This window comes from Pseudoalteromonas phenolica, assembly GCF_005876835.1.
In the GTDB taxonomy this organism is placed as follows: Bacteria; Pseudomonadota; Gammaproteobacteria; order Enterobacterales; family Alteromonadaceae; genus Pseudoalteromonas; species Pseudoalteromonas phenolica_B.
The window spans coordinates 1-12,101 of record NZ_PPSW01000033.1 but is presented as its reverse complement, the minus strand read 5'-3'; the positions used below and the strand labels follow the sequence as shown (position 1 = coordinate 12,101).

The 12,101-nt window shown below is 36.7% G+C and carries 19 protein-coding genes and 1 pseudogene; 3 read left to right on the top strand and 17 right to left on the bottom strand.

Annotation, left to right across the window (positions count from 1 at the left end; genetic code table 11):
* Positions 1–52: 52 nt before the first annotated feature.
* On the bottom strand, positions 53–589 hold the full coding sequence (locus tag C1E24_RS18230; RefSeq protein WP_138483951.1) for a dihydrofolate reductase family protein: 537 nt from the start codon (positions 587–589) through the stop codon (positions 53–55).
* 86 nt (positions 590–675) lie between these two features.
* On the opposite strand from C1E24_RS18230, the gene C1E24_RS18225 reads away from it, so the two are divergent.
* From C1E24_RS18225 to C1E24_RS18215, 3 genes are all read left to right on the top strand, one after another.
* A complete protein-coding gene (locus C1E24_RS18225) occupies positions 676–1,227 on the top strand; it encodes a TetR/AcrR family transcriptional regulator (RefSeq protein WP_138483949.1) in 552 nt (183 codons plus the stop codon).
* 37 nt (positions 1,228–1,264) lie between these two features.
* Positions 1,265–1,729, top strand: a complete 465-nt coding sequence (locus tag C1E24_RS18220; RefSeq protein ID WP_171040933.1) for a low molecular weight protein-tyrosine-phosphatase — start codon at positions 1,265–1,267, stop codon at positions 1,727–1,729.
* Positions 1,730–1,830: 101 nt separating this feature from the next.
* Positions 1,831–2,469 carry a 2OG-Fe(II) oxygenase gene (locus C1E24_RS18215; RefSeq protein ID WP_431188337.1) on the top strand — a complete coding sequence of 213 codons (639 nt, stop codon included), beginning with the start codon at positions 1,831–1,833 and terminating at the stop codon, positions 2,467–2,469.
* Between the two features lie 67 nt (positions 2,470–2,536).
* Here the strand turns inward: C1E24_RS18215 and bla are convergent, their stop codons facing one another.
* From bla to C1E24_RS21260, 16 genes and pseudogenes are all read right to left on the bottom strand, one after another.
* A complete protein-coding gene (gene bla / locus C1E24_RS18210; protein ID WP_138483943.1) occupies positions 2,537–3,436 on the bottom strand; it encodes a class A beta-lactamase, subclass A2 in 900 nt (299 codons plus the stop codon).
* A 72-nt stretch (positions 3,437–3,508) separates the two neighbouring features.
* Positions 3,509–3,694 carry a hypothetical protein gene (locus tag C1E24_RS18205; protein WP_138483941.1) on the bottom strand — a complete coding sequence of 62 codons (186 nt, stop codon included), beginning with the start codon at positions 3,692–3,694 and terminating at the stop codon, positions 3,509–3,511.
* 102 nt (positions 3,695–3,796) lie between these two features.
* Positions 3,797–4,180: a hypothetical protein gene (locus C1E24_RS18200; protein ID WP_138483939.1), complete on the bottom strand. Its 384-nt coding sequence runs from the start codon at positions 4,178–4,180 to the stop codon at positions 3,797–3,799.
* Between the two features lie 75 nt (positions 4,181–4,255).
* Positions 4,256–4,894: a DUF2268 domain-containing putative Zn-dependent protease gene (locus tag C1E24_RS18195; RefSeq protein ID WP_138483937.1), complete on the bottom strand. Its 639-nt coding sequence runs from the start codon at positions 4,892–4,894 to the stop codon at positions 4,256–4,258.
* A gap of 42 nt (positions 4,895–4,936) precedes the next feature.
* Entirely contained in the window at positions 4,937–5,362 is a 426-nt protein-coding gene (locus C1E24_RS18190) for a hypothetical protein (RefSeq protein WP_138483935.1), read from the bottom strand.
* Between the two features lie 33 nt (positions 5,363–5,395).
* Positions 5,396–6,145 (bottom strand): MBL fold metallo-hydrolase, encoded by a 750-nt coding sequence (locus C1E24_RS18185; protein ID WP_138483933.1) that lies wholly within the window; start codon positions 6,143–6,145, stop codon positions 5,396–5,398.
* Entirely contained in the window at positions 6,142–6,474 is a 333-nt protein-coding gene (locus tag C1E24_RS18180; RefSeq protein WP_138483931.1) for a DUF6419 family natural product biosynthesis protein, read from the bottom strand. Before C1E24_RS18180 ends, C1E24_RS18185 begins: the two co-directional genes overlap by 4 nt.
* Before the next feature lie 93 nt (positions 6,475–6,567).
* Positions 6,568–7,056 (bottom strand): GNAT family N-acetyltransferase, encoded by a 489-nt coding sequence (locus C1E24_RS18175; protein WP_138483929.1) that lies wholly within the window; start codon positions 7,054–7,056, stop codon positions 6,568–6,570.
* Positions 7,057–7,118: 62 nt separating this feature from the next.
* Positions 7,119–7,643 carry a thioredoxin family protein gene (locus C1E24_RS18170; protein ID WP_138483927.1) on the bottom strand — a complete coding sequence of 175 codons (525 nt, stop codon included), beginning with the start codon at positions 7,641–7,643 and terminating at the stop codon, positions 7,119–7,121.
* Between the two features lie 39 nt (positions 7,644–7,682).
* Entirely contained in the window at positions 7,683–7,832 is a 150-nt protein-coding gene (locus tag C1E24_RS21005; protein WP_171040931.1) for a hypothetical protein, read from the bottom strand.
* 102 nt (positions 7,833–7,934) lie between these two features.
* Positions 7,935–8,354 (bottom strand): hypothetical protein, encoded by a 420-nt coding sequence (locus C1E24_RS18165; protein ID WP_138483925.1) that lies wholly within the window; start codon positions 8,352–8,354, stop codon positions 7,935–7,937.
* A 125-nt stretch (positions 8,355–8,479) separates the two neighbouring features.
* Positions 8,480–8,905, bottom strand: coding sequence for a VOC family protein (locus C1E24_RS18160; protein ID WP_138483923.1), 426 nt, complete (start codon positions 8,903–8,905; stop codon positions 8,480–8,482).
* Positions 8,906–8,921: 16 nt separating this feature from the next.
* Positions 8,922–9,341, bottom strand: coding sequence for a hypothetical protein (locus tag C1E24_RS18155; RefSeq protein ID WP_138483921.1), 420 nt, complete (start codon positions 9,339–9,341; stop codon positions 8,922–8,924).
* Positions 9,342–10,209: 868 nt separating this feature from the next.
* Positions 10,210–10,656, bottom strand: a complete 447-nt coding sequence (locus C1E24_RS18150) for an energy transducer TonB (protein ID WP_240722049.1) — start codon at positions 10,654–10,656, stop codon at positions 10,210–10,212.
* A gap of 401 nt (positions 10,657–11,057) precedes the next feature.
* Entirely contained in the window at positions 11,058–11,249 is a 192-nt protein-coding gene (locus C1E24_RS18140; protein WP_138483917.1) for a DUF4177 domain-containing protein, read from the bottom strand.
* Between the two features lie 465 nt (positions 11,250–11,714).
* Positions 11,715–11,987 (bottom strand): annotated as a pseudogene (locus tag C1E24_RS21260) (transposase); the annotation flags it as partial.
* Positions 11,988–12,101: the final 114 nt, after the last annotated feature.

Sequence of the window (12,101 nt, the reverse complement as noted above, 5' to 3'; positions counted from 1 at the left end):
ATCCAAATAGATATATGGAATTTCATATGTATAAATTTTTTAACTTTAAACATTAGTAGTCCGCGCGGATGTAATGATTTTGCACTAAACAGTCCAAATATCGTATGGCTTTCACATGTTTAAACTTGATTGGTGCTTTGAGCTCTCCAAAAAGTGGAATTCCGCCTCCGAGTAAAACAGGAATAGTCGTTATGATTAACTCATCAATTAAATCTTGTTGCAGAAACCCTCGAATGGTTTTACCGCCATCAATATAAAGATTCTTGAACCCTTGCTTATTCAAGCTTTCGACGACTTCTTTTAATTCACCTTTGACTAAAAACACCTTGTCTTTCAACTTTTCTGGTACTTGCTGTAGCGTATTGCTTAATACAAACACGGGCTTCGAATATGGCCAATCACAGTCAAAACTCAATACCACTTCTAATGTATTTCGCCCCATCACTAACGCGTCTATGTCCTGCATAAATTCAGCAAAACCACAGTCATCGCTAGTTGGATTTGGCACTTGATGTAACCAATCTACTTGGCCGTTTTTATCTGCAATAAAGCCATCGAGACTGGTTGCTATATAGACCATGTTTGTCATTACACACCTCTTTTAACTTGTATAAAACTTAAAACCTGACTAAAATTCTACACTGTAGAATTAATTATATAATTAGAGATATTTTGATGAGTGTCAAGCAAACAAAAAGAGGCCGCCCAGCACAAAAACAGTTAAGCCAAGACATTATCATCGACCAAGCAAAGCAACTCATGCTTGAAAAAGGCAAGCCACCAAGCATTCGAGCTTTGGCAGCTGCATTAAATGTCGATGCCATGGCCATTTACCATTACTTTAAAAACAAAGATGCATTGCTCGAAGCTGTAACTGTGTCATTGATCAACGAAATTCATGACCCACAATCACTGCATTGGCAACAAGAGATTTACGAGTTAAGTAAAAGCTATTTAGCGATACTTGATAAATATCGCGGGCTTTTACAAACCTTACTCAGCAGTAAAATGATTGGCCCAGCCGAGGTCTTCGCAGCACATTTCGAGCGTATAACTGAGTCACTAGATTTAAATACAGACACACAACAAACCGTGCTACATTTGCTCGTTGATTATTTACATGGTTTTGCCCTTGCTATGGAGTGTAACCCCAACCGAGATGAACTAAACCTTGAGATGATAGAGCAACCTGTTACTTTTATTTGTAAAACAATGGTTTTAGAATAAATACCACTATTAGGGAGAGACTTTGATGAACGCTGACATTTCAAAAATTCTAGTTGTTTGCATGGGTAACATCTGCCGCTCGCCAACCGGTGAAGCTGTACTAAAGCACAAAGCGAAAGCATTGGGCTTAGATCTAACCATAGATTCTGCAGGCACTATTGGTTATCACAGTGGCGAGAAACCCGATAGCCGTTCAATGAAAGCGGGTGAAAAAAGAGGATACAGCTTTAAGGGCCAATATTCTCGCAAGGTTAAGCAAAGTGATTTTACAGAGTTCGACTTAATCTTAGCGGCTGACAAGCAAAACTTAGCAGACCTTCAAGCAAGTTGTCCGAATGAACATCAACACAAACTTAAGCTATTTTTAAGTTTCGCAGATAGCCAATACGATGAAGTACCAGATCCTTATTATGGCGCAGGTGATGGCTTTGAACTGGTATTAGATTTGATTGAAGAGGCTTCAGACAAACTATTAGCAACGATAAAAGAAACACAAAAATAGCGTTAAAACTTAAGCCAGCGCAATAAAATCAAATTTCATGCTCGTCTAAAATATATTTCTGTGGTACAACGCAGCCAAACTGTTTTTAGATGAGCAAATTTGTGACCAATAATACTGAACTCTTTGCCAACATTGCCCAAGACTTGCAATTTACAGGCTACAGCATTCAAACGCTAGACCAAGAATTACCAGCCCTTCAAGCGCTAAAATCGCGTCTTGCTGAGTTTGACTTCGACACGTTTGATGAAGCAGGTATAGGTCGCAAAGATGATCATCAAAAGAATGAAACCATTCGCAGTGACAAAATTCATTGGTTAGATAACAGCAACGCACTTGAAGGTTGCTTTCTAGACTATATGGATGAGTTAAAAGCTTACATGAATAAGCGTTTATTCATGGGACTATTTAGCTACGAATGTCATTTTGCGCACTACCAGCCAGGTGCTTTTTACAAAAAGCATCTTGATGCATTCAAGGGCCAAACCAACCGTTTACTTTCTACTGTCTTGTATTTAAACCCAGATTGGCAAGCCGAAAATGGCGGAGAGTTAGTCATTTATGACGGTGAAGATCACCACAAAGAACTTACCCGTGTTTCGCCAAGTTTTGGCACGCTTGTGACGTTTCTAAGTGACGAGTTTCCTCACGAAGTCCTTCCAGCCAAGGCAGAAAGATTTTCGATTGCTGGTTGGTTTAGGGTCAATAACAGTGTGAATGGTCAAATTGACCCGCCACGTTAAATATTTATCACTTGTGTAAAAGCGCCAAATTAGCTAGTGCGCTCTTACAATGATTTCAATAACACCACTAAAGCGTTTTATTTGTAAAAAATTGCCACGTTAATTCAGATATTTTTGCAATGATATTTTGATTCGTTTCACTCGTTTCATAAGAGTCACTTACCAATACACTAATATAGTAATGTTGACCATTTGGAAGAAACACAACACCAATGTCGTTCTGAGCACCTGTCACGCCATGCGCATTTTTACCTGAATGGCCCGTTTTATGAGCAACTTGTGTATCTTTTGGCACACCCGCTTTTATTGTTTTTCGACCAGTCTTAGAGCCTTTCATCACATCCCAAAGAAATTGATGACTTTTAGCCGAAAGCAAGTTCGAGCTCATATGAAATTGGTTTAGTGCGGTATTAGCAGCATTCGCGGTTGTCCAGTTCTCATACTGACGCTGCCACACCTTTTGCATGTTTTCTTCGTTATATTTTACGGCAATGTCTTTTATGCCCGATTGATGCAAGTAATCTTCAAGCTTCTTAGGGCCACCAAGCATACTTAATAGAATGTCACATCCTACATTGTCACTTACAGATACTGTGTATCTGATGACTTCAGAAAGAGGGATAGCAGTCCCATTCGGGTACTTTTTTCGGATTGGGCTCCATAATCCATTATCTAAGTCATTCGGTGTAATCTTTATCTTATCTTCAAGAGACCACCTACCCTTATCAACTTCTGATAAAACAGCCGCTGCAATATGAAACTTAAAAACACTCTGCATGGGTATTTTAGAATCACCATTGACTGATAACACAGGTTCGGCATTGTGGTCCCAGATAGAACCCCCCACCTTTGCCTTCTTAGAGTCTAGAAGTAACTCAATGTCGGCTTTTAGAGTATCAATTGGTTTGCTATGAACAAATAAAGGCAAAAAGTAGATCAAAGTTATAATTAACCGGCGTCGCATCATTTTTTTTTACCTTAATTTTGAAAACTCATTTAATAAATCACAACTAAAAACACCTGAATTCATATTTACTGATTATTTTTTGTTTTTGATGATAGTCTTCGACAAATAGCCACCAGTAATCAAGCCTAAGATTATGGCCCCCGGAGAACTGTTAATAAAAAAGAGTAAAACTAAGATTGCAGTCCAACACACAGCTAAACCGAGTACATCAAAAAATGTTAACCCACGACTATGCTCAGAAGAATATTTTGGCTTCATAACAACTTCCTTATAATAATTCTAAGTATATAACCATTTTTTTCGGCCAATCTCATCAAGTAATTACCACTTTAGAAACAAGGGATTATTGAGTAAAACTATTTACCTATTAGCCTTGTTCTTTATTTTTAGAAAGGCAATTAATTTAGATTTAAAGACAAACCAACACAAAGTCGAGACTGTAATGACAGTCAGGATAAACTGAAAAGCGACATGAACCTGCTCTGTTGAGTTCATTAAGTAAACTGAGGGTAAAATAAACAAAAAGTTCACTAATAAGAGATTTAAAAACTGTAAGTCTTTTTGCCATAAAAGTGGACAAACCATTCCAGTGAATAGTCCGATTGAGGCGCCAAGCGTTAAAGCCAATACCGAGCTGTCAAAAACCATTATTAACCCCAATAGCGCTAGCGAACTTACTGCCATAATCCAGCCAGCCTTTTCTATAAAGACTTTATTGAAATTTGCTAAATGTGCTTCTTGCATTTTTATCCCTAAATTAATCTCTATGTGTTTACACAAAAGCAAGTGTAAATAATGTTTTTAAAGTGACTTCTATACTTAAATATTGACCAATTCTTCAGCTTTTATATGTGCATGAGTCACAGCACAACCACCGTGCTTTTTAATATATTCTGCTACTAAATTGAAACCTACCCAATAACCTGCTCGATTAGGAAATTTCGATTGGTCTTTCCCTGCAAAATAAATCGTATAATCAAATTGAGTATCTGATAAATGCGGCTGCATTTGTTGATATAAATCTCGCCAAGCGTACTGTTTTATATCATTAAATAACGTCAACGAAGCCTGATTACTGAACTCACTTTCAAAATGACAAGCCAGCCCTTCTGTTACTAGGTGTTGAAGCAAAGTGTCATCTTTACCGGTCACTGACGACCTTATGACGTGATGTAATTCGTGCGCCATCACCGCTATTAATTCTCGGTTGATGATGTTAACCAAGTCTTTACGCTCGGCATCTAATAATATATCAACTACGTATGGTGTGCTGACACATCCAAGTATACCGCTGTTATTTTTGTAATCTTGACTACAAGGGCTGATAACAATATCTATGTCGGGTAGTGCTATGTAGCTTGAGATTTCGACCAATGAGCCCTGTGCTTTAGACTCTAATAGTTTGAAAATATGGTCAAACTTTCCAGAAGCATTTAAAATCGTAATATTTGTTGGCATCGGATTATTATTTTAAGTGGATTAACCTTAATCGCTGTTTATTTAAAAATGTTTTTTATTCAATAAACTAAACAGATGTTCTGAGTTTTTATAACAAAAGAACTGAAAATACTCATTGCTGGTTAACTCAACGACGACAATGCTAAAACCTAAAAAGGTTTTGTACTTTACCTTTTTCACTTCATTCAAGTCTCTAGAAAATTCGTACCCTGTTATCTGATTTAATATAATCAGCCTAGAATCGACAACTTTAACGATTTGTGCTTGTTTTTCCTTGAAAAACGCTTCACTTGATAAGCCCTTATGCGCCCAATAGATTACTGAAGGTATGAGTGTAGCCACGAGTAATATGCTATGTGTTCCAATTAAGAATTCCACAATCAGTGCCAAAATGACCAATATACCTAAACAAAGGCTAATTTTGGCATCAATCACTTGGTATTTTACTCTGTCGAATTCAAATATCATTCCGCGTACCTATAAAGATGAAAGCTACCCTCGTTAAAGATAAACATATTCATGCCACTCTTTGTGAAGAAAGTCACAATGAGTATCTTGTAGCGCTGCATCTATAGAAATGGGTTGTGGACTGGTAGTTATGGCTTCTAAATAAGATTGTCTATCACTTATGGCTGATAAGATTTCAGACTCTCCAGATAACGCATTGCCGTGTGACAATAGTAAAGTACATGAAGCATAGCATTTAAGAAGCTCTAAAGAATCAAAATGCTTTTTAGCATTCTCAACATGCACAGAAGGTAAAAGGGGCGCTCCTTCATTTGAAGTCATTAAATCATCGGCTACATGTACAAACTGATTATTAATAATGGTGAACATGCCACAAATAACGTGACCTTGAATCAATTTGAATGTCAGATTAAACGAACCAAAAGTTAATTGAGAGCGCTCAGTTAAAGTATTCATTCCATCAAAGAAATGATGTTTTTCTATCGGTGTATACTTATTAAGTGATGCTTTATAGAGCCCATTACCATACAAAATCGGCGAATTAAGTGCAGGTAACCCTGAAATATGATCAGGGTGAAAATGCGAAAAAACGACTTTCGTGATTTCAATACCTTCCTTTTTTAAATTCTCGCGAACCTGTTTTGCATGTTGCTCAAATGCTGTATCGATTAACAGCGCTTCTTGACCGTTTATCAAAGCATAAATGTTAAATCCAAAATGTTGGTCTTCAAAAGGAGGAAATTGAAATTGGTATAAACCTTCAGCTATTTTTATTTTCTTCATTCGTTATTTCTACATTCATTGTTAATACTTTGCGCCCCGTTTAATTTCCTTACTCCAAAAAAGACACCACCAAAAGAAATTACAAAGACAACCAATACAAAAACCAATGTGCTGGTATTTGATATATCTATACTCGGGCTCCCTACAGCAGCAAGGGTATTAATGAATAACAAAACAATACCTGACTGAAGAAAACCTTTGTAACCAATAAACCCAGCAAACAACAAAAATATAAATGAAACACTGATTGCTGGCGTGAAAGGTGCTGCTGCTAACAACATGCATATAAAAGAAAGGACAATAGAAATCCCGATAACCGCTTTAAACATGATGCCTCCTTGGCACATGCGCCTTTTCGTAGGCGCTACAATATTAAGTTAAATTAACAGCAATAAACAAAAAAGTTCCTGAGAAGATCTCTTCTATGCCACAACTTCCATTTCCATGAAAACCGCATTTTCACCATAAGTTGAAGATATATTTGCCCCTACTATTAATTTAAAACCCAGTGAAGACCAAAAGCTATCTGCCCCTTGAATTGCCACAAGGGTTATTCGTTTAAACCCTTTAGCTTTGGCAACTTCAATTAGTTTTGCCACCATTGCCCGGCCTATCCCTTGTCCTTTTGAGTATGGGCTAACAGCCATATCATGGAGATATAAAGTTTGACTATTTATGGTGTCTAATAGCGGCACAAACAATTTTGGTGGCTCAGACTCTCCCCATGGATGCGCCAGTAAATAACCTAAAGCCTCATTCTGCTCTGAAACACAAACAAAGCAAGTTTCAGGTGATGCCGTTTGTTTAGACTTAAGAACATCTAACGTTTCTGAATCGACCTCATGATAGGCTTTAGCTTGAATTGCCAAGATATCATTCCAGTTATTATCTGCGATGAGTTTAATATCCATACACTCTATTTCGGTATATCAGCGAGATTAACCTGAGCAAATTATCAGGAAAAAATCAGCGCTTAACTTTTTGCTTGTGCTATCAATTGTGACAACTGTGTTTTTGTTAACGAACCACTTTTTCTTGTGACTTCCTCGCCGTTTTGGAAAACAATCACTGTGGGTAAGCCCCTCACTGCAAATTGCTTACTTAATGTTGAGTTTAATGAAACATCAACTTTACCCACTGTGACGCTGTCAGCATTCTCTTTCGTAAAATCATTAATTGTATTGTTCATTAACAAACAAGGGCCACACCACTGTGCCCAAAAATCTAACAAGACAACTTCATTCGAATTTAAGGTTTTTCTTAACTCTTCTTCACTAGACAAATTCAAAGGCCCATTAAGACTTTGGGTTTTCTTATTCACCTTTTTGGACATTGCTGATAATGGCCACTTGGCTATGGCAAGTAAATTCGTCACCATCAGAGCTAAAAACAGAAATATCCAACCTAAAATTTTTACAGGTAAGAAATATATTGGTGCATTTTCTATAAACGATTCGATATTATTTAGCTTGCCTGTAATATGATTTCCAAGACTCAACGCTTTCTCCTTTTAAGACTAACAGCTTATACTTGTTGTTTATTCGCTTGCTGCAGCTATCTTCACGTTCGTATTCAACGCTGTCGTTTTACCTAATTCAAAACCCCAAGCAAAGAATAAACAGACTACAGCACAAAAGAGTAGAGCATAAGCGATCAGTTTTGAGTCAGTTAGGCTTTTGTTTTTCATATATTTCCCTTATAAGTACAGGTGGAATGGCGTGAACCATTAAGTTTATACCGTATTCACTGAATTAACTTAGCGAAACGAATCTAATTCATCAGTTCAGCACTATATGTTAAGTTCTGAGCACTGCTCTTTAGATACATAAATGCGACTAAACGTCTTGTCTGGTTCATCCTGATATTTAATGTGCATGTTTATATGATAGCCCTCTTCAAACTGAGCATCATAATTTGAGCTTTGGCAGATATAGTTTAATGCCACCTCATCATAGTGAGATTTAAACTCATCAATATTTTTAAGTTCTGAAGTAATACCCGAAACTTTTAATGCTAACGTGAAATTTTTATCTGTCACGTCAACGCTATCTAAGGCGAGTTTCTCATCTTTAAAAGGCGTGATTTTCTCAATTTCACTTGCTACTGTTCTAGCATAACTAACTTTCGAGTAACCATAATAACCCACTGCAGCAACAGCTAGAATGGCCACTAATGCGATTTTTTTACTTTGTGAAACTGTTTTAGTCATACAACTAAATCTCCCTATATTCATTAACCTTTGTAAATTGATAAAGGTCTTTTTCTAAGTTTTAGCGCGGTAATAGCAAAAAAAACAGCAAAGCAGTTTGCCCAGTAAGTCAATTCATTATGCTTTTAAACAACAGACTCATCGTAACACACTAACTCTACAACGTTTTGTTCTGGGTCTTTGACATAAATCGACCTCCACTGACACCATGTATGCTCAGCTATGATGACCTCACACCCAGCATTCTCTAACCGTGTTTTTTCAGCTAAATAATCTTCTGATGAGATTTCTAGTGCAAAATGATGCAGGCTTGAACATGCAGGTTCAATAGAAGTGATACTGTCGTTTACAAATGCTCTGGGTAACTCTTCAGCAAATAAACCGATTACTTGTGTATGGCCACCATACCCATCTGCAATTTTAAAAAATGCTACCTTAGGAAACTCTTTAATCAGTTCAAGACCAATGATATTCGCGTAGAACGCTTTCATTTTATCCAGATCCCGAACCCTTAATACCGTTTCACCTAATCCTTTAATTGCAGGATTCATCACTTTCTCCTTAAAACTATCGCCCCGATCGAGGTTGGTACATGTGGGCTAAAATATTGAACGAAGTAATGGGTGCCCACATGTCATTAACCCGTTTACTCCGTTTGTTATATTTAGGTTTTCGATTCTTTTCGATTCTTTTCGATTCTTTTCGATTATTTTCGAGATAAGAAATAGCCTCAGATGCCTCTTTAAGACTTGCCCCTGAAAAGTGACGATAAAGTTTAATCGCTCTAATTCTCTCTCCGCTATCAAGCGCTGAAAGCACTTCTTTAGGCGTGTTTTCATAAGGTTTAAAATCAATACCTAAATGCTCGATAATAGCATCGACTTTATTTTCCAAGCGCTTTGAAGCGCGATCAGTGCTTGAGGTTGAAAACCTGCCAATAAGGACTCCGAATACTAAAGCACCAATTAAAACTAAATGCTCATCCATGCTGACTACTCCCAATTACATCTTGTTTAACTGAATCATTTCAAAAATGTAGGTTTTGCTTAGAAACTAAGAAGTGAAAGCATACAACTTTGCCTCCTTCTTAATTTAAGCGTTAATTTACTGCCAAGACCTAAACAGCCTTAAGTTCAAACCTGTTCGTACCTATTTTGTGTAAGCACTTTACCTGATTAAAGAAAACCTGAAAACAACTGTGTTTAACTTTTGTACTTAAGAAAATTGAAAGCATGCACAATGAAACAAATTAAAAACTGTCAAACAGCACTACCTCCACATGAGTGTATGTTCTTTCATTGTTTAGTTGTGAACAAAGCACTTAAAATTAAAACCAATAAAGAAAAACCTATGACTACGTAAGACATTCGTATGTGATTGACGAATATAAATTCATACTCAGGAACACATTGCTAAGCAGCCCTTAAAACTTTTGGTTTTAATACCAAATGATGTGAGTAAAGCCGAACTTGAAAAACCTTTTGGATAACTTGTTGTTTACTAGCTTGGGTTTTTAAACCTTTTAAAGCGCCTACCTAAGTAAATACAAGAAATACCGGTAATTAAGTAAAATAAGGTTTTCGTTTGCAGGTGACTGTTTGAATAATCTTGAACTAAAGAATATATAGCTAAAAGAAGACTTACGACCCCAACACCAAACGCAAACCCAACACTGAATGTTTTTGATACTTCACTGAAACTTTTTTTATCCATTTTAAAATTAAACTCCATATTCCTATCAGGCATAAATAACTACTAAAATAGTCATCAACAATTTACTGGATACGAAAAAAATCAACTAGGCTTTGTTCGGACTTTTAATTTTACTTTAACGACTATTGCGTTCTTTTTATTATTAAACTTCACGAGCTGGGCAATTTTTAAGATATTCAATATCAGTTGGATTTCTACTTGTCGTAAAGTCCAAACGAACAGAAGTTAAGACAGGGATACTATCCTTATTTTTTTCAGTCGCTTTCCACTTCCATTTAGTTAATGCTGCCGCGGCATTCTTATCAAAAACGCCTTTAGGGAATGAAGATCGTACTTTATAACCCTTAGCCTTTCCGTTTTGATCAATGCCAACAATCAAATCAACGCAGCCAGATATATTTCTCTGGGCTGCAGAAACTGGGTATCTTGGCTCAACTCTTTTAACAACAGTCCAATACTCTTCAACCAGTTTGACTTGTTCTTTTGCAGACAAGTCTAAGTAATTCGATTGAGCTTGTTCAGTTTCCTGTGTTGATGTACAAGCTACCAAAGCAAATGTTAGAGGAATTAATAAGTAAGATTTACGCATTGCTCTTTCCTTAGTTTTAATATTTTTTTAGAAGTTATCTGAACTAACTCTCACAGCGCTAGCAGTCTACTGAGCTTATTAGATTCAAAAAGTTGTTAGTTTTATAATTTACCTTGAACGTTTCAGTGAAAAATATTTATTTAACCATTCTTAATAAGAAAAATAAGAAACCAATAACTGCCAATACGAAAACTATAACCATAATTGTTAAAGTCTTAAATTTTCGCATTGAGCTCAACAAAGCCAACTCAGTGTGAGGGGTAAAAAAATCAACAATACCATTAGATTTATGATTCTTAGGATGTTTATTCTTCATATAAACATTAACCTCCTACTCGACTTATCGTTTAGCTAACACTTGCCTCCTGTTGTTTAGGCACGAGTTAAATGAATGCACTCCCTTATTTAGGGCGTTTTAGAATAGCAATTGCAGCAATATTGTTAGCCAAACTACCCATATTGAACTCTAGTTCAACAAGCTCCCAGCCATTATTGCCCAAACTATTTAAATCATCTTGTAAGGCTTGTGCGTCAAGTTTTGACGAAAATAGGCCTTGGTATCCGAACTGAACCGTTTTGTATTCCCACTTCATTGATTAAACTCCGTTTTATAGGTTTATGTAACGCTTTGCTTAGACACTTTATATCAACTATTTACCGTGAAAAATAGACCAAAAGGTTGCTCTAGCTTTATGTAGACTCGTTAATTTTTCACTTTTTGCAGTACAAAGTACTGCCCCAGCTAATATTAAGATTAAAGGTATAATCAAACTGAACACTTTGACTTCAGGCTCTTTCACTCAGTACCTTAGCAACTGTGTTCAAACTACATTTCATCGCGTTTTGTTTTAGTGTTATCGCCAACCTCGGTGCACCATAGCGCGTCTTAAAACGTTCAAAATATTCAACAATATGAGACTCAAGATACCGCCTTCTCTCCTCTTTGCTGCTTGGTGCTCGATTTAAAAAACGATAATAACCTGAACGTGATACGCACAATGCCTTACACATTATGGTAATACGATAAACCTCTTTGAATTGCTTAATTAAGGCGTACTTTACTCTTGGTTTTTCGCAAAGTACGCGGCTGCCTTTTTTAGAAACTCATTCTCTTCTTTTAAGTCAGCTAGTTCCTGCTTAAGTCGCTTCAACTCTGCCGAATCAGAGGTCTTAAACTGGACGCCATTAATCGAACTAAATTGCTTATTTGTCAAACGATTAAACTGTCTTCGCCAGTTATAAATTTGCTGTGCTGATATACCGAGCTCTCCTGCAACCGACGCATTCGTATTGCCTTTTTGATCAGCTCTACGAACTGCTTCTCTTCGGAACTCTTCTGCGTAGGATTACTTTTGCTTTTTTTGACTCATAAATCACCTCTATCTAACTATAGATGGTGTCTACTTTTTATGGGTAAGTCCTATACATAGACATAATGACTCCCA